The organism is Phenylobacterium sp. LjRoot225, assembly GCF_964252855.1.
GTDB lineage: Bacteria > Pseudomonadota > Alphaproteobacteria > Caulobacterales > Caulobacteraceae > Phenylobacterium.
The window spans coordinates 883049-899979 of record NZ_CAXUPL020000001.1 but is presented as its reverse complement, the minus strand read 5'-3'; the positions used below and the strand labels follow the sequence as shown (position 1 = coordinate 899979).

Sequence of the window (16931 nt, the reverse complement as noted above, 5' to 3'; positions counted from 1 at the left end):
AGCGCTAACCCGCGTCCTTCAGCGCCAGGCCGGCCTTCCAGTCGAACAGCTCCTGCAGGATCTGCAGGGCCTTGCCGCGCTCGGAGGTGAGCTCCGGATCCCGCGCGACGATCAGGCGGGCGTCGTCGCCGGCGGCGGCGATCAGGTCGCGGTGCGCGAAGGGGTCGGCGAAGACGTAGGCGGGCAGGCCGGACTGGCGCAGGCCCAGAGGATCGCCGCCGCCGCGCAGCTCCAGGTCGGTCTCGGCGATCTGGAAGCCGTCGTCGGTGCGCCGCAGGATGTCGAGCCGCTTCTGGGCGATCTCGGAGAGCGGCGGGTCGTAGAGCAGGACGCAGGAGCTCTCCCGCCGGCCCCGGCCGACGCGGCCGCGCAGCTGGTGCAGCTGGGCCAGGCCGAAGCGTTCGGCCTGTTCGATGATCATGATGGTGGCGTTGGGCACGTTGACGCCGACTTCGACGACGGTGGTGGCGACCAGAACCGAGAGCCGGCCCTCGGCGAACTCGGCCATCACCGCGTCCTTGGCCGCCGGCGGCATCTTGCCGTGCACCAGGCCGACGCTGGCGCCCAGCCGGGCCTTCAGCTCGGCCGCCCGGGTTTCGGCGGCGGCCAGGTCGGTCAGTTCGGATTCCGACACCAGCGGGCAGATCCAGAAGGCCTGGGCGCCGGCGGCCGTCGCCTCGCGCAGCCGGGCCTCGACCTCCGGCAACCGGGCCATGGGCGAGGCGCGGGTGACCACCGGGGTGCGGCCGGGGGGCTTTTCGTCGATGCGCGAGACGTCGAGGTCGCCGTAGAGGGTCAGCTCCAGGGTGCGGGGAATGGGCGTGGCCGACATGGCCATGACGTGCACCGCCTCGCCCTTGGCGAGCAGCCGCTGGCGCTCGGCCACCCCGAAGCGGTGCTGTTCGTCGATCACCGCCAGCTGCAGGCGGTGGAAGACCACGTCGTCCTGAAACAGCGCGTGGGTGCCGACGACGATCTCCACCTTGCCGGACTCGAGGCCGGCCAGCTTCTCTCTGCGGGCGGCGCCCTTGTCGCGGCCGGTCAGCAGCATCGCCTCGACGCCATGGGCGGCCAGCGGCGCGGCGATGGTCTCGTAGTGCTGGCGCGCGAGGATCTCGGTCGGCGCCATGAAGGCGGTCTGGGCGCCCGCCCCGGCGACGTCGGCCATGGCGCACATGGCCACCACGGTCTTGCCGGAGCCCACGTCGCCCTGAATGAGCCGGCTCATCCGCTCGCCGGAGGCGAAGTCGGCGCGGATGTCGGCGAGCGCCCGGTCCTGGGCGCCGGTGAAGGCGAAGGGCAGGTCGGCGCGGATCGCCTCGGCCAGTCCGCTGGCTGCAATTGTCGGGGCTGGAAGACGCCGGCGCTCGGCCTTGCGCTGGGCCATGGCCAGCTGCTGGGCGAGCAGTTCGTCATAGGCCAGCCGCTTGATGTGCAGGGCCTGGGGCGACAGGTCGGCCTCGCTCGACGGCTCGTGGAGCCGGCCCATCGCCTCGCGCCAGCTGGGGAATCCCTCGCGGGCGAGCCAGGCGGGATCCTGCCATTCCGGCAACTCAGGGGCCCGGGCCAGGGCCTCGACCACGAAGCGGCGGACGGTGCGGGCGGGAAGCCCGGCCGTTGCGGGATAGACCGGCTCCAGCTCCGGGACCTCGGCGGCCTTGTCCGGCGCGACCATGTAGTCGGGATGGACCATCTGCCAGCCGTAGCCCTGGTCCTCCACCTTGCCGGAGATGATGCGGCGCGAATTGACCGGATGGCGCTGTTCGAGCTGGCCGCCGAAACTGCCGAAGAAGACCAGGGTCATGAAGCCGGTGTCGTCGAACACCCGCATCCGCCACGGCTGCTGGCCGCCGCGCGGACGCTGGAAGCTCTCCACCGTCACCTGGAAGGTCATGACCTCGCCGTCGAGGGCCTGGGCGATCTGCGCCTGGGTGCGGCGGACGACCGAATGCGGCTTGAGGAACAGCACGTCGCGGACGATCGGCCCCGCCAGCTTCTGCAGCAGGGGCGCAATGCGCGGCCCCACGCCTTTCAGCGTGCTTATGGGCGAAAACAGCGGGAACAGAATCTCGGGCCGCATCTTTGATCTATAGCCCGTCTAGCGTCCCAAGCGATCCAGCGCACTGGCGCTCGGACCGCGCGCGCTCTATATCGCGTCCCTCTCATGAGCATAGATGAAGCACGGCTGAAAAAGCTGAAGTTCCGCGCCTGGCGGCGGGGCTTCCGGGAAGCGGACCTCATCCTGGGTCCGTTTGCGGATAAGCATGTCGCGGGGTTCACCCCCGACCAACTGGACGAGTTCGAGCGGCTGCTCGAAGTCCCCGACGTCGACCTCTACGCCTGGATCTCCGACCGAACGCCCATCCCGTCGGAATGGGATAGCGATTTGATGCGTCAGATCAAAGCATTCCGATTCGAAGTTCATGAAGTGCGTGGGGATGAAAATGGCGGCTGACGGCTCGCGCCCACCCAGTCAGGCGCAGCTTCGGCGAGTCGCCGAGGATCCTGGACGCCTCGATCTGGTGGGTGCGCCGGAGGGCTTCGACGCCCTGGTCATGGCCGACGTGGTGCGGGCGCGAAAGGGGCTGTCGGTCTTCGTCGCCCGCGACGCAGGGAGGCTCTCGGCCTTCGCCGACGCCTTCCGATTCTTCGCCACCAACGTCGATCTGCTCTTCTTTCCAGGCTGGGACTGTCTGCCGTACGACCGGATCGGTCCCTCGGCCGCCGTCGCCGCCCAGCGGATGTCGACCCTCTCGACCCTGGCGAACGGCCTGGACGAGAAGACGCCCCGCCTGCTGGTGACCACGGTCCCGGCGCTGATCCAGCGCCTGCCGCCGGTCAAGTCGGTGCAGCGCGCGAGCTATTCCGCCCGCGCCGGCAACAGCGTCGAGATCGCCGACCTCGAGGCCTATTTCGCCGTCAACGGCTACCAGCGCGCCTCCACCGTCTCGGAGCGCGGCGAATTCGCCATCCGCGGCGGCGTCATCGACGTCTTTCCGCCGACCGCCGAGGAGCCGGTTCGCCTCGACCTGTTCGGCGACACCCTGGAATCCATCCGCGCCTTCGATCCCGAGACCCAGCGCTCGACCAAGCAGCTGAAGGAGGTCAGCCTCCTGCCGGTGAGCGAGGCCCTGGTCGACGCGGACTCCATCTCCCGCTTCCGCACCGGCTACCTGGAAGCCTTCGGCGCCCCGGGCGATGATCCGCTCTACGCCAGCGTCTCCGAGGGCGGCCGTCGCGCCGGCATGGAGCACTGGCTGCCGTTCTTCTATCCCTCCATGGCGACCCTCTTCGACTATCTGCCGAAGAACGCACTGATCGCGCTGGACCATCTCAGCCGCGAGTCCCGTGACGAACGGCTGGCGATGATCCGCGACGCCTACGAGGCGCGCGCCCAGACCGAGCGCAAGCTGCACTACCACCCCCTGGAACCCACCAGGCTTTACCTCGATGAGGAGGAATGGCGCGAAGCCCTGGCGGTTCGTCCGACGCGCCGCTTCTCCGCCTTCAACGAGGCGGAAGGCGAGGTGGTCCTCGACATGGGCGCGCGCCAGGGCAGGAGCTTCTCGGCTGAGCGCAAGCTCGACAGCGTCAACCTCTTTCAGGCGACAGCCGATCACGCCACGGCGCTGTCGGGCGCCGGCAAGCGGGTGCTGTTCGCGTCGTGGTCGGAAGGCTCCTCCGAGCGGCTGGGGACGATGCTGGCCGACCACGGCCTGACGCGCGTGCCCTACGCGGCCTATTGGGACGCGGCCAAGGCGGCGGATCCGAAGACGCCGCAGCGCGTAGTGCTGCCGCTGGAGCAGGGCTTCGAGACCGACACCCTGGCGGTGGTCTCCGAGACCGACATCCTGGGCGACCGGCTCAGCCGGCCCAAGCGCAAGCGCCGCGCCTCCAACTTCCTGGCGGAAGCCTCCTCGCTGACGCCCGGCGACCTGGTCGTCCACATCGACCACGGGATCGGCCGCTACGACGGCCTGAAGACCCTCGACGTCCAGGGCGCGCCGCACGACACCCTGGAGCTGCAATACGGCGGCGAGTCCAAGCTCTACCTGCCGGTCGAAAACATCGACCTTCTGACCCGCTACGGCTCGGACAGCGAAGGCGTTGTGCTCGACCGCCTCGGCGGAGCGGCCTGGCAGGCGCGCAAGGCCCGGGCGAAGGAGCGGCTGCGCGAGATGGCCGACGGCCTGATCCGGATCGCCGCCGAGCGGGCGATGAAGCAGACCGACGCGGTCGATCCGCCGCATGGGGTCTTCGACGAGTTCTGCGCCCGCTTCCCCTACGACGAGACCGACGACCAGCTGGCGGCGATCGCCGATGTGCTCGGCGACCTGGGCTCCGGCAAGCCGATGGACCGGCTGATCTGCGGCGACGTCGGGTTCGGCAAGACCGAGGTGGCGCTGCGCGCGGCCTTCGTGGTGGCGATGAGCGGCCAGCAGGTGGCTGTGGTGGCGCCCACGACGCTGCTGGCGCGCCAGCACTACAAGACCTTCGTCGAGCGGTTCGAGGGCTGGCCGGTGCGCGTGCGCCGGCTGTCGCGCCTGGTCACCGCCAAGGAGGCGGCCGAGACCCGCGAAGAGCTGAAGAACGGCGAGGTCGAGATCGTCGTCGGCACCCATGCCATCCTCGGCAAGCAGGTCGGCTTCCGGAACCTCGGAATGGTGATCGTCGACGAGGAGCAGCACTTCGGGGTCAAGCACAAGGAGAAGCTCAAGGAGCTTCGCGCCGACGTGCATATGCTGACCCTGACCGCGACGCCGATCCCCCGAACCCTACAGATGTCGCTCAGCGGCATCCGGGAAATGTCGATCATCGCCACGCCGCCGGTCGACCGGCTGGCGGTGCGGACCTACATCACCCCCTACGACCCGGTGGTGATCCGCGAGGCGCTGCTGCGCGAGAAGTACCGCGGCGGCCAGGCCTATTACGTCGCCCCGCGGGTCAACGACCTGCCGGCCCTGGAGCGCTTCCTGCGCGAGCAGGTGCCGGAGGTAAAGTTCGTGGTCGGCCACGGCCAGATGGCGCCGACCCAGCTCGAGGAGGTGATGAGCGCCTTCTACGACGGCCAGTACGATGTGCTCCTGGCGACCAGCATTGTCGAAAGCGGGCTGGACATCCCGACCGCCAACACCCTGGTGATCCACCGCGCCGACATGTTCGGCCTGGCCCAGCTCTACCAGATCCGCGGCCGGGTCGGGCGCTCCAAGGCCCGCGCCTACGCCTATCTGACGACGCCGGCGGAGAAGCCGATCACGCTCTCGGCCGAGAAACGGCTGAAGGTGCTGCAGTCGCTGGACAGCCTGGGGGCCGGCTTCCAGCTGGCCAGCCACGATCTCGACATCCGCGGCGGCGGCAATCTGCTGGGCGAGGAACAGTCCGGCCACATCCGCGAGATCGGCGTCGAGCTCTATCAGCAGATGCTGGAGGACGCGGTCGCCGAGATCCGCGAGCGGGCCGGGGCCGAGGCCCTGCACGCCGACCGGGGCTGGTCGCCGCAGATCAACACCGGCGCGGCGGTGCTGATCCCCGAGGACTATGTGCCGGACCTCAACGTCCGCCTGTCGCTCTACCGCCGGCTGTCGGACGCCGAGAAGGCGCAGGATCGGGAAGCCCTGGCCGCCGAACTCATCGACCGCTTCGGCCCGCTGCCGCCGGAAGCCGACCAGCTGCTCAAGGTGGTGGCGATCAAGGGGCTGTGCCGCGAGGCCAATGTCGCCAAGATCGACGTCGGCCCGAAGGGCGCCGTCGTCAGCTTCCGCAACGACGACTTCAAGAACCCGCTGGGGCTCGTCCAGTTCGTCGGCAAGAACCAGGTCGCCTGGCGGATCCGGCCGGACAACAAGGTGGTGGTGAAGGGCGAATGGGAGACGCCGGCCCAGCGGCTGGCGGCCGCCGAGCGGGTGCTGGCCGAGCTGGCCAAGCTGGCGGCGTAGGGCGCTAAGCTAGCCCAATCCAATCGGGGGGCAGGGTGGAGAGCTGGACGCCGGCCAGGACCATCTGTCCGCCGCCGTCCATGTTGACGACCGTATCCGAGCCCACCTGCGCCAGGGTGTAGGTCGTGCCGGCGTCCAGGATCACCCGGTCGCCTTCGGCCAGGTTGAAGTCCACGACGTAGTCGAGGCCCGCGCCGCCGAAGGTGTGGAACAGGTCGGCGCCGAGACCGCCGGTCACGGTGTCCGCGCCCCTGTCGCCGGACACGAAGTCGTCGCCGGCGCCGCCGAGAACCTGGTCGTTTCCCTGACCGCCTCGGACTATGTCGTCGCCCAGGTCGCCGGCGACATAGTCATCGTCCTCGCCGCCCTGGACGATGTCGTCGGCCTGTCCGCCGTGCACGGTGTCAGCGCCCTTGTCGCCGAAGACATTGTCGGCCCCGGTGTTGCCCTGGACATGGTCGCTGCCCTGTCCGCCGCGTACGACGTCGGCCCCAATCCCGCCGAAGACATCGTCGTTCCCGGCGTTGCCCTGCAGGACGTCGTCGCCGTCGTCCCCGGCGATGCTGTCGCTTCCGAGCCCGCCGCTCGCCGTATCATCGCCCGCTCCCGCCGCGACGGTGTTGTCCAAGTCGTTGCCGACGACGACGTCGGCGAGCCCGGAGCCCGGCAGGTCCGTCGGGGGCGGCGTGGTCGTATCGATCGCATAGCTGTTGGAATCCGTCGTGCCCGTCCCGGCGTTGCCGGCGGCGTCCGCGACGCCGGTGTTGTCGAGGGTGATGAGGTTGGTGGCGTCGGTGATCGCCGCGGTCGGGGTCAGGGTCGCGGTCCAGGTGATCCCGCCGTCGCTGGACGACACGGCCGAGAGCGTACCGTTGGCGATCGTCAGGTCGGCGTTGGTGAAGCCGGTGACGGCTTCGGAGAAGGTGAGGGTCACCAACGCGGTCTCGCCGACGGCCAACGCGGTGTCGGCGACCACGATGGCGGCGGTCGGTCGGGCCGTATCGATGGCGTAGTTGTTGGAATCCGTCGTGCCGGTCCCGGCGTTGCCGGCGGCGTTCGCGACGCCGGTGTTGGCGAGCGTGATCAGGTTGGTGGCGTCGGTGATCGCCGTGGTCGGCGTCAGGGTCGCGGTCCAGGTGATCCCGCCGTCGCTGGAGGACACGGCCGAGAGGGCGCCGTTGGCGATCGTCAGGTCCGCGTTGGTGAAGCCGGTGACGGCTTCCGAGAAGGTGACGGTGACCAGCGAGGTCTCGCCGACCCTCAGCGCGGCGTCGGCGATCACGATGGCGGCGGTCGGCCGCACCGTAGAGACCGCGTAGTTGTTGGAATCGGTCGTGCCCGAACCAGCGTTGCCGGCGGCGTCGGCGACGCCGGTGTTGGCGAGGGTGATGAGGTTGGTGGCGTCGGTGATCGCCGCGGTCGGCGTCAGGGTTGCGGTCCAGGTGATTCCGCCGTCGCTGGACGACACGGCCGAGAGGGCGCCGTTGGCGATCGTCAGGTCGGCGTTGGTGAAACCGGTCACGGCCTCCGAGAAGGTGACGGTGACCAGCGAGGTCTCGCCGGCCAAGAGCACCGTGTCGGCGACCGCGATGGCGGCGGTCGGGCGGGCCGTATCGATGGCGTAGTTGTTGGAATCCGTCGTGCCCGACCCGGCGTTGCCGGCAAGATCCGCGACGCCGGTGTTGTTGAGGGTGATGAGGTTGGTGGCGTCGGTGGTTGACGCGGTCGGCGTCAGGGTGGCTGTCCAGGTGATCCCGCCGTCGCTGGACGACACGGCCGACAGCGTGCCATTGGCGATCGTCAAGTCGGCGTTGGTGAAGCCGCTGACGGCCTCGGAGAAGGTGACGGTGACCAGCGAGGTCTCGCCGGCCAAGAGCGCCGTGTCGGCGACCACCAGGGCGGCGGTCGGGCGGACCGTGTCGATGGCGTAGTTGTTGGAATCCGTCGTGCCTGTCCCGGCATTGCCGGCGGCGTCAACGACGCCGGTGTTGTCGAGGGTGATGATGTTGGTCGTGTCGGTGATCGCCGCCGTCGGGGTGAAGGTCGCCGTCCAGGTGATCCCGCCGTCGCCGGACGACACGGCGGTGAGCGTGCCGTTGGCGATCGTCAGGTCGGCGTTCGTGAAGCCGCTGACGGCCTCTGAAAAGGTGAGGGTGACCAGCGAGGTCTCGCCGATCCTCAGCGCCGTGTCGGCGACCACGATGGTGGCGGTCGGGCGCACCGTATCGATCGCATAGTTGTTGGAGTTGGTGATGCCCGAGCCGAACGTCACCGTGGCCAAATCGGCAACGCCGCTCATGTCGACCGCGATGACGTTCGTCGCGTCCGTGATCCCGGCGCTCGGCGTGAAGGTCGCCGTCCAGGTGGTCCCGCCGTCGCTGGAGGACACGGCCGTCAGCGTGCCGTTGGCGATGGTGAGGTCGGTGTTGTTGAAGTCGATCACGCTTTCCGAGAACGTAAAGGTGACGCCGCCCGCCTGGCCGATGGCGAGACTGGTGTCGTCGATGAAGACGGTGACGGTGGGAGCTGCCATGGGAATGCGCCTGATTGTGCGCGGTGGCCGGCCTCACCGGTTCCGCGGGAGCTGCGCCGGAATCTCGGCGTCGAGAGATCTGGGCGCGCAGACGTCAGTCTGCGGACGCCAACATCAAATGTCGGATCGCGGAGGTCTTGGTGACGGCCGGATCGCTGCCAGCATTCGGCGGCGGCGATATTCAGCCGGTCTCTAAGTCTGTAGTTTCAACTATGACACGCTGTTTCTGGGCGCACAACTATCACGTGTACACACGGCCAGGCTACAAACTCTGATCGAGCTCTACTGTAGTTCTGGCGACCGGCGACCGGCGACCGGCGACTGGCGAGAGACCATCATGGTGACGGCGATGGCCGGGCCCAGCGGCGCTTGGCTTCCCAGCCGCCCATGGCGGCTCGCCGTCGGCTAGCTCGCCTTAAGGGCCTGGGCCTGGGAGGCGGCGATTTCGAGCGCGTGGCCGACGGTCTCGGGCGAGGTGACCTCGGCGGCGCCGATGTCGAATTCGACGACGAAGGGCGGCTTGCCGTCGCCGGCCTCGAAGGCGGTGCAGCCGATCACCGCGGCGATCCGCTCGCCGGCCGCCTGGCCCGCGGCGAGGTTGGTCGCCGGCAGCGCCAGGGCGAAGACCTCCGGCGCCAGGCGTGCGGCGGTGTCCTCCACCCGCACCAGCCGGCCGATCATCGAGCCGATCTGCGGAATGGCGCGGGCCATCCAGCCGCCGGCGCGGGCCGCCGCCAGCTCGGGCTTCTCGGCCACCCGCAGGACGCAGACGCTGAGCGGCCGGTTGCGCACGCGCGAGGCCTGGGCGATCCGCGCCAGGTGGGCGGCGAACAGGTCGCGGGTGAAGAGGCCCGTGGCGGCGTCCATCAGGCCCGAGCCGCGCGCGCCGTCGAGCGCATGGCGCACGGCGCTCAGCCGGCGATGGTTGCGCGCCAGCTCGAGGACCCGGCGGGCGGTCTCGTCTTCCGGGGTTTCCGGCGAAGCCACGTCCGACACGCCGCGGTGATAGGCCTCGGCGGTGGTGATGTAGGAGCCGTGGCGCATGTAGAGCAGGGCAGGCGTGTGATAGAGGCGGGTGTTGCGGCGCAGGCCCGCGGCGATCGACAGCGCCTCCTGCGGATTGTCGCCCGCCCACAGCACGACCCCGTCGAACGGCCGCTCGTGCAGATAGTCGAAGGCGGTGTAGGCGGTGAAGGCGCCGACCACCTCGGCGCCGTCGCGGGTGAGCGCGTTGGACAGCGCCAGAAACTGCGGCGCAGGCTCGCCGATCGCCAGGATCCGCAAGGGGCTGATGTCGGGCTCGGGCAGGGTCAGCGACCGGCTGCGCACCGCGAAGGTCTCGATGCGGAGCTCGAACTCCTCCTCGGCGACCGCCAGCCGCACCAGGCTCTCGAGCCGCATCGCCGCCTGGGACGGGTGCAGCGGCGCGGCCATGGTCAGGTCGAAGCCGTAGGTGGCGAGCGCGGGATCGGGGTCGCCGATCGCCAGCAGCGGCAGGCGCCTGGGCGCGCAGCCGGCCTTCAGCCGCTTGGCCAGCTCCAGGACCGTGTCGCCCGAGGCGAGGTCGAGAATGGCGGCTTCGATCTGCAGGTCGGCGATGCAGGCCATCGCCGCCTGGGCCGTGCGCGCCGTGACCGTGCGCCAGCCAAGCCGGTCCAGCCCTTCGGCCAGCGGGCCGGCGAGTTCATCGTCACGCGCGACGATCAGCACTCTCGCCTGGACGCTTGTGGCCATGTTCCCCCGAACCTCTCGCGAACCTCCCGTAAAGCACGGAATCGAGCCCCGGCGAATAGGCAGAAACGTCCCACCTGGGTCGCGCGCGTCCGCCGCTCGCGCTCAAGAGGCCGGATCGGCGGGGCTCGCCCCCTGGGGGCGGACACTAAAAACCCGGAGCCTATGCCTGGCCCTCGACGTCGCCCGTCGCGGCGAGCTCAGCGTGGAAGGCGGCGCCCAGTCGGTAGCCTTCGCCGCGGACGTTCTCGATCGCGTCGGGGCCCAGGACCTTGCGAACGTGGGCCACCTTGCAGCCGACGAGGCTGGCGACGCGCTCGTCGACCTGATCGCGCCCTGGCAGCGCCTCCAGAATGTCGTAGCGATGCAGGACGTTCGGATAGGCCGAGAAGAGGATGCCCACCAGAGCGGCCTCTTGCGGCTTCAACTTCGCCAGCAGGGGATGACGCGCCGGGGTGAAGGGCAAGCCCGCCGCGCAGAGCGCTTCCTTCAGGGTGGCGCAATAGGCGGTCAGGTCTGCGACTTCGCGCTTCAGATAGGCGAGCAGTTCCGAGGGGCGTGCATGGTTGAGATCCGCCAGCGTCATCGGCGTTGGCCGTCGAATGCGCGCGCCAGGAGACTCGAGTTCGATGGCAAGGGAAGTGCTCATGGGTTCAATCCCGAGTTACACGTTGACCGACTATTGCATGCAAACAAACGCAACCCATGCGACCTGTTGTCCGTGTCGGATTTAGAGTTCCTTTAGATGCGACATTCTGTCGGAACCAAAATGGATCAATGTGATTGATATTCGTGAGTCGATTTAAGGTATAGATGAAATCTAATATTGTTAAGATTGCAGCAGTATTTGCAATTGACGTGCGACCAGATTGCGCAGCGCACGCCATCGTTGAGTTGGTAGGTAAATTCTATTCCAGACGTTTGCTGGTTGCGGCCGGCGGATGTAAGTGGCTGAGGGCTGTATTACAGGTTTGTCACGCAACCGCCGGTGGATCGCTGGCCGGGAAACTCTCGGCCAAGGCTTCGTCGAGCGCGACGTCCTGCGCGATGCGCTCGGCCGGCAGCAAGATTCCCGCCGTCCAGAGGGCCACATTGGCCGCATATTGACGAACGTGTCGCAGGGCCTCCGGCGAGGCGGCGAGCCCATGGCCGGGCGGTTCGCTGACAAAGCTCGGCGCCCCCATCGCCGGATTCCAGTTGTAGTCGGCGAAATGATGGAAGGTGGACTGGGCGATCGCGCGACCGCCGGCCTCGGAACGCTCGAAGGCGACGGCGATGTTGAAGGTCGCGCCGGTGGCCTTGCTGCGGCCGACGGCGATCACGCGGGCGCTCGCATCGTCCGGCGGCGCCCCGACGGCGCCCTCATGCGGATGGGCGGGGAGGAAGCGCAGGCGGCCGCCCGGGCTGTCCGGATCGCTCAACACCGGGTGCAGGGCGCCGACGGGCTCGATCTCCTGGGGGTCGCCGTTCGCGCCGGAGTGGTAGTTCGGCCAGAGGATGTAGGACGTCTCGGTGTCGTCGATCACCCGGCGGCTCTCGTCCGGGTCGGGATTGCGGCTGTGGAAGAAGTGCGCGGCGCCGACCCCGCCCAGGGTGCAGACCGAGGACCCGAGGTCCATGTGGTCGCGGGTGACCATCAGGCCGCGGCCGTTGCGCCGAAATCGGCTGATGGCCGCGCATTCCTCCGCATTCAGGCCGTCGCCGGTGTCGACGGCGAACAGCCACAGCGCATCGAAGTCGCTCTCGTCGAGATGGGAAAGGACCGGATCGGAACCTTCCGTCGTCGCTCGATCGCGGGCCGTCACCGCGAAGACTGGATCGCCATTCTCGTCCTTCAGGTCGCGCAGCAGCTGGGCGAGCAGGCTGAAACGGGCGATCGACCAGTCGTCGTTGACCGGCGTGATGGTGGTCTGAAGCAGAATCCGGGCGGGGGCGGTCATGCGGGATCTCCCTCTCAGACGAAGCGTGGAATGGGGCCGAGCTGCGGAGTCGCCTCGTCGCCCAGCTCAAATATGAGTTCGTCGACGTAGCACCAGGCCCAGCCCTCAGGCGGGTCGTAGCCTTCGATGATCGGATGCTTGGTCGCGTGGAAATGGCGGGTCGCGTGGCGGTTCGGCGAGTCGTCGCAACATCCGACATGGCCGCAGGTCCGGCAGAGCCGCAGGTGCACCCACGGATCACCTGTCTTCAGGCAGTCCTCGCAGCCGCGCGCGCTGGGCGTGACCTTCTGGATCTTGGCGATGTGGGAACAGGTGGTCATCTCGGCTCGATCTCCGCCGCGTGGTCTGACGAGTGTCTTCCAGGGCGGCCGCGGCGTCGAGGGCCGGCGGCGTGACGGCGCGGCCGGGACAAATGCAAGGTTTCCTGACGCGCGCGTTCAGCCTGGGTTCAGCCGGCGGGGCGCAAAACCTCACTCAGGTTGGCCGTCGCGCTCTCCCGTCCCTCGAAGCGGCGGCCGACCTGATGGAACGACACGCCCATCGGCGGCGCGCCACCTTCCCGGGTGGCGCGCCGTTTCCATAACCAGCCCTTGCCATCGGTAGTCCCGTTGACGCACCTTCCGCGCCGATGATCCGATCGAGTCTCAGGCGACTGCGCCAGGTGGACTGGGATCCGCTTCACGCCCTCAGGGTCGTCGTTCGGATCCTGCTGCGTGCGCTGGTGCGGCTCTGGGGCCGCGACGTGATGCTGTTCACGGGCGGCGTCTCCTTCTTCATCATGCTGGCGATCTTCCCGGCGCTGGCCATCCTGGTCGGGCTGTACGGCCTGCTGGCCGATCCGGCGCAGGCGGCGCGCGAGGGCGAGGCGCTGTCGCGCCTGATGCCCGTCGGGGCGCGCGACATCTTCCGCAGTGAACTGCTGCGCCTGACCACCACCCCCCATGGGGCGGTCTCGACCCAGAGCGGCATCGCCCTGATGATCGGCGTCTACGCCGCGCACCGCGGCTTCAAGGCCTTGCTCGCCGGCCTCTCCTTCATCCACGACGAGGACAAGCCGCGCGGCTTCGTCGGCTTCAACCTCCTGGCCCTGGCGGTGCTGGTCATCACCTTCTCGGCCCTGGGCGTGGTCTCGGCCGCCTTCTTCGGCCTCAGGGTGATGGGCTCGGCGTTCGAGCTGCGGCCGCTGCGCGGGGTCTCCTGGCTCTACAGCGAGTGGACCTGGGCGAGCGCGGCGCTCAGCCTGGGCCTCGCCGCGATCTACCGCTTCGCCATGTCGAGCCGGTCGGTGGACTGGCGGGCCTCGCTGATCGGCGGCGTCGTCGCGGCGGCGCTCTGCCTGGGGGCGTCCTGGGCGATCGCCTTCTACGTCGAGGGGGTGGCGCACCTGGGCGCAACCTACGGCTCGATCGCCACCGTCGTCGTCTTCCTGATCTGGCTGTCCTGGAACGTGAACGCCATCTTCTTCGGCGGCGCGCTGGCCACCGAGGTCGAGCAGGCGTTGGACGAGATGGAGGTTCACCGGCGTCCGACGCTGCTGAACGACCTGCGCGGGTCTAAGCCGCTGATCTGGCCACCAGAAAACTGAGCACGCCATCGGTCTCGCCGCGCTCGATCACCTCGGCGCCGGCCTGAGCCGCGAAGTGCGGCACGTCGATCCGGGCCAGCGGATCGTCGGCCAGCAGCCGCACCCGGGCGCCTGGCGCCGCCGCCTCCAGGGCGCGCCGCAGCCTGAGCGTCGGCACCGGACAGCGGTGGCCGCGCGCATCCACCAGGATCTCGTCGGAAACGTCGGAAGCCGCCATGAGCCCGCCCATACACCGGCGAAGGGACGGAACCCAAGCTTCGCCCTTTCGGTTCCGCCAACCGGGCTTCAATAAAAAGCGGAACGACCATGCGCCGGACGGGGGAGACGTTCGAGACCGACGTGCCGGCCAGATTGGACCGGCTGCCGTTCGCACGCTTTCACTGGCTGGTGGTGACGGCGCTCGGCGTCACCTGGATCCTCGACGGGCTGGAAGTGACCCTGGTGGGCTCGCTCTCGCCGGCCATCGCCAGCCCCGCGGCGCTCGGCCTGACCAGTCGCGAGGTCGGGCTGACCGGCAGCGCCTACATCCTGGGCGCAGTGCTCGGGGCGATCCTCTTCGGCCGGCTCACCGACAAGTTCGGCCGGCGCAGGCTCTTCACCATCACCGTGGGCCTCTACATGGCGGCGACCATCGCCACCGGCCTGAGCTGGGATTTCTGGTCCTTCATGCTGTTCCGTTTCCTCACCGGAGCGGGCATCGGCGGCGAGTACGGGGCGGTCAACTCGGCCATTCAGGAGCTGATCCCGGCGCGTCTGCGCGGCTACACCGACCTGGCGATCAACGGCAGCTTCTGGATGGGAGCGGCCCTTGGGGCGGCGGGCTCGCTGGTGGTGCTGGACCCCGCTGCGGTTCCCCAGGCCTGGGGCTGGCGGCTGGCCTTCGTGATCGGCGGCCTGCTCGCGACCGCGGTCATCTTCGTCCGCCGATTCATCCCGGAAAGTCCGCGTTGGCTGCTCACCCATGGCCGGCCGGAGGAGGCCGAGGCCATCGTGCGCGACATCGAGCGCCGGGTGGAGGCCCAGCGCGGCGCGCCCGCCTCGTCGGGTCCGCACCCGAAGCTGCGCCTGACGCACCGCGAGCGGACAAGCTGGCGCGAGATCGGCGTAACCCTGCTGCGGCGGCGCCCGAGGCGGACGGCGCTGGGCCTGATCCTGATGGCCACCCAGGCCTTCTGTTACAACGCCATCTTCTTCACCTATGCACTGATCCTGACGAAGTTCTACGGCGTCGCCCCCGCCCATATCGGCTGGTTCATGCTGCCGTTCGCACTCGGCAATTTCACCGGCCCGCTGCTGCTTGGGCGGCTGTTCGACAGCGTCGGTCGCAAGACCATGATTTCTGCAACCTATGCGATTGCGGGCGCGCTGCTCGCACTGACCGGCTGGATGTTCGCGCAAGGCATGCTGACGGCGGTGACCCAGACCCTCGCCTGGACCGGGATCTTCTTCTTCGCCTCCGCGGCCGCCAGCGCGGCCTATCTGACGGTCGGCGAGCTCTTCCCGCTGGAGACCCGCGCGGTCTGCATCTCGCTCTTCTACGCCTTCGGCACGCTGCTGGGCGGAGTGGCTGGGCCTGTGGTGTTCGGGGCGCTCATCGACACCGGCGAGCGCGGGCAGATCCTGGCGGGTTATCTGCTGGGCGGCGGGCTGATGCTGTCGGCCGCGGTGGCGGAGCTCCTCCTGGGGGTGAACGCCGAACGGATGCCGCTGGAGGCGGTGGCGCCGCCGCTGTCGCTCGCCGAGGACGAAGTCCCTAGGTAAAGACCAATTGCCGCAGGCGGATCTCTGTATTCGGTGAGGAAGTCCAGGGTTATCACATCGAATATTTGAGCGAGACCATTGCATCTTTCCGCAGATGCTCAAGCCCGTCGCCTTGGTTTCATGGAAAACGGCAGGTTAATATACTTATGCGTGCATGAGCTCATGTGTCGCGGCCTCAGATAGTACAATTTCTCAACATATTTCGCCTATTGTCTGACGTGATCTTGGCCGTTTGGGGCCGCCATCGTTGTCGGGGCTGATGTGGCGACGGACATCGTAGAAGTTTCCGCCGACGGGCCGCTCGCAGCGCCGGACGGCGCGTCGGGCGCTGGATCGACCCTGTGCTTGGTCAGGTCCGCCGGGGCGGTCGTCGGCAAGGTCGAGCTGCCGCATGTCGCGCGGGCCATCGACGCGCGGGAGCTTTCGGCGCGGATCGCGCGCGATCTCTACAGGGATGTGGAGTATGCGCGCCATCGCGACCTCATCGCCCGCCTGAACCCGGTCAAGCCGCCGCCGGTCACCGCCACCGTGGCGATCTGCACGCGCGAACGGCCGGAGCTGCTCGCGGCCTGCCTGGAGGGGCTGACCGCGGCCAACCTGCCTTGCCTCGAAATCCTGGCGGTCGACAACCGGCCGACGACCGAACGTACGGCCCAGGTGGTCGCGAGGTTCCCCTCCGTCCGATATGTGCGGGAGGATCGCCCGGGCCTGAACTCCGCCCGCAACTGCGCCTTCGCGCACGCCTCCGGGGACGTCATCGCCTTTGTCGACGATGACGCGGTGGTCGATCCGGACTGGCTGCATCACCTGCTGGCCCCGTTCGAGGATCCGGAAGTCTTCTGCGTCACGGGACTGACCCTGCCGCTGGAGCTGCGGACGACGTCGCAGGAGCATTTCGAACGGTTCTCGGGCTTCACGCGCCGAGGGTTCCGCCGGCGCGCCTTCCGCTGGCCGTCGCACAATCCGATTTCGACCGGCATGGTCGGGGCTGGGGTCAACATGGCGATCCGCCGGAGCGCGGCGACCCGGCTGGGCGGCTTCGATCCCGCCCTCGACGCCGGCACCCCGACGCGCAGCGGCGGCGACCACGAGTATTTCGCCCGGATTCTGCGCGCCGGGTACAAGATCGTCTACGAGCCGCGCGCCATAAACCGGCACTCCCATCGCCAGACCTGGGACGATCTGGCGGACGTCTTTCTCGCCTATGGCGTGGGGACCTACGCCTATTGGACGCGACTGCTGGTCGTCGAGAAGGAATTCGGGGTCTTTCAGCTCGCCTGGAAATGGCTTTCCCGGGACCAGGGCCCGCGGCTTGTGCGAACCCTGCTGAACCGGGGGCGGGGCGTCGAGCGCCGCCTGCTGCTGGCGGAGCTGTGGGGCTGCCTGCTGGGGCCGTGGCGCTATCTGAGCACCCGTCGACGCCTGCAACGGGCGGGCGTGTGACC

The 16931-nt window shown here is 68.7% G+C and carries 12 protein-coding genes; 5 read left to right on the top strand and 7 right to left on the bottom strand.

Annotation, left to right across the window (positions count from 1 at the left end; genetic code table 11):
- Positions 1-4 precede the first annotated feature (4 nt).
- Positions 5-2080, bottom strand: coding sequence for an ATP-dependent DNA helicase RecG (recG, locus tag ACSQ2B_RS04315; protein ID WP_436047664.1), 2076 nt, complete (start codon positions 2078-2080; stop codon positions 5-7).
- Positions 2081-2164: 84 nt separating this feature from the next.
- On the opposite strand from recG, the gene ACSQ2B_RS04310 reads away from it, so the two are divergent.
- Both ACSQ2B_RS04310 and mfd read left to right on the top strand, forming a co-directional pair.
- Positions 2165-2455, top strand: coding sequence for a succinate dehydrogenase assembly factor 2 (locus tag ACSQ2B_RS04310; RefSeq protein ID WP_436047662.1), 291 nt, complete (start codon positions 2165-2167; stop codon positions 2453-2455).
- Positions 2445-5936, top strand: coding sequence for a transcription-repair coupling factor (gene mfd, locus ACSQ2B_RS04305; protein WP_436047660.1), 3492 nt, complete (start codon positions 2445-2447; stop codon positions 5934-5936). Before ACSQ2B_RS04310 ends, mfd begins: the two co-directional genes overlap by 11 nt.
- A gap of 4 nt (positions 5937-5940) precedes the next feature.
- Here the strand turns inward: mfd and ACSQ2B_RS04300 are convergent, their stop codons facing one another.
- The 5 genes from ACSQ2B_RS04300 to ACSQ2B_RS04280 form a co-directional block, all read right to left on the bottom strand.
- On the bottom strand, positions 5941-8469 hold the full coding sequence (locus ACSQ2B_RS04300; RefSeq protein ID WP_436047658.1) for an Ig-like domain-containing protein: 2529 nt from the start codon (positions 8467-8469) through the stop codon (positions 5941-5943).
- 405 nt (positions 8470-8874) lie between these two features.
- Entirely contained in the window at positions 8875-10203 is a 1329-nt protein-coding gene (locus tag ACSQ2B_RS04295; RefSeq protein ID WP_436047656.1) for a diguanylate cyclase domain-containing protein, read from the bottom strand.
- A gap of 160 nt (positions 10204-10363) precedes the next feature.
- Entirely contained in the window at positions 10364-10849 is a 486-nt protein-coding gene (locus ACSQ2B_RS04290; RefSeq protein WP_436047654.1) for a helix-turn-helix domain-containing protein, read from the bottom strand.
- 325 nt (positions 10850-11174) lie between these two features.
- Complete coding sequence (locus ACSQ2B_RS04285) at positions 11175-12140, bottom strand: hypothetical protein (RefSeq protein WP_436047652.1); 966 nt, start codon at positions 12138-12140, stop codon at positions 11175-11177.
- Positions 12141-12154: 14 nt separating this feature from the next.
- Positions 12155-12460, bottom strand: a complete 306-nt coding sequence (locus ACSQ2B_RS04280; protein WP_436047650.1) for a UBP-type zinc finger domain-containing protein — start codon at positions 12458-12460, stop codon at positions 12155-12157.
- Between the two features lie 308 nt (positions 12461-12768).
- On the opposite strand from ACSQ2B_RS04280, the gene ACSQ2B_RS04275 reads away from it, so the two are divergent.
- Positions 12769-13725 carry a YihY/virulence factor BrkB family protein gene (locus tag ACSQ2B_RS04275; protein WP_436047648.1) on the top strand — a complete coding sequence of 319 codons (957 nt, stop codon included), beginning with the start codon at positions 12769-12771 and terminating at the stop codon, positions 13723-13725.
- Here ACSQ2B_RS04275 and ACSQ2B_RS04270 read toward each other — a convergent pair.
- Positions 13694-13942 (bottom strand): sulfurtransferase TusA family protein, encoded by a 249-nt coding sequence (locus tag ACSQ2B_RS04270; protein ID WP_436047646.1) that lies wholly within the window; start codon positions 13940-13942, stop codon positions 13694-13696. The two genes, ACSQ2B_RS04275 and ACSQ2B_RS04270, sit on opposite strands and share 32 nt — an antisense overlap.
- 89 nt (positions 13943-14031) lie before the next feature.
- On the opposite strand from ACSQ2B_RS04270, the gene ACSQ2B_RS04265 reads away from it, so the two are divergent.
- Both ACSQ2B_RS04265 and ACSQ2B_RS04260 read left to right on the top strand, forming a co-directional pair.
- Positions 14032-15486, top strand: coding sequence for an MFS transporter (locus ACSQ2B_RS04265; RefSeq protein WP_436047645.1), 1455 nt, complete (start codon positions 14032-14034; stop codon positions 15484-15486).
- 345 nt (positions 15487-15831) lie between these two features.
- A complete protein-coding gene (locus ACSQ2B_RS04260; protein ID WP_436047643.1) occupies positions 15832-16929 on the top strand; it encodes a glycosyltransferase family 2 protein in 1098 nt (365 codons plus the stop codon).
- The last annotated feature ends 2 nt before the right edge of the window (positions 16930-16931 follow it).

What these genes read in the sequence shown, in the direction of transcription:
- ACSQ2B_RS04280 (WP_436047650.1), bottom strand. Translation starts at nt 12,460, where the DNA reads ATGACCACCTGTTCCCACATCGCCAAGATCCAGAAGGTCACGCCCAGC.
- recG (WP_436047664.1), bottom strand. Translation starts at nt 2,080, where the DNA reads ATGCGGCCCGAGATTCTGTTCCCGCTGTTTTCGCCCATAAGCACGCTG.
- ACSQ2B_RS04275 (WP_436047648.1), top strand. Translation starts at nt 12,769, where the DNA reads ATGATCCGATCGAGTCTCAGGCGACTGCGCCAGGTGGACTGGGATCCG.
- mfd (WP_436047660.1), top strand. Translation starts at nt 2,445, where the DNA reads ATGGCGGCTGACGGCTCGCGCCCACCCAGTCAGGCGCAGCTTCGGCGA.
- ACSQ2B_RS04270 (WP_436047646.1), bottom strand. Translation starts at nt 13,942, where the DNA reads ATGGCGGCTTCCGACGTTTCCGACGAGATCCTGGTGGATGCGCGCGGC.
- ACSQ2B_RS04310 (WP_436047662.1), top strand. Translation starts at nt 2,165, where the DNA reads ATGAGCATAGATGAAGCACGGCTGAAAAAGCTGAAGTTCCGCGCCTGG.
- ACSQ2B_RS04285 (WP_436047652.1), bottom strand. Translation starts at nt 12,140, where the DNA reads ATGACCGCCCCCGCCCGGATTCTGCTTCAGACCACCATCACGCCGGTC.
- ACSQ2B_RS04290 (WP_436047654.1), bottom strand. Translation starts at nt 10,849, where the DNA reads ATGAGCACTTCCCTTGCCATCGAACTCGAGTCTCCTGGCGCGCGCATT.
- ACSQ2B_RS04295 (WP_436047656.1), bottom strand. Translation starts at nt 10,203, where the DNA reads ATGGCCACAAGCGTCCAGGCGAGAGTGCTGATCGTCGCGCGTGACGAT.
- ACSQ2B_RS04300 (WP_436047658.1), bottom strand. Translation starts at nt 8,469, where the DNA reads ATGGCAGCTCCCACCGTCACCGTCTTCATCGACGACACCAGTCTCGCC.
- ACSQ2B_RS04265 (WP_436047645.1), top strand. Translation starts at nt 14,032, where the DNA reads ATGCGCCGGACGGGGGAGACGTTCGAGACCGACGTGCCGGCCAGATTG.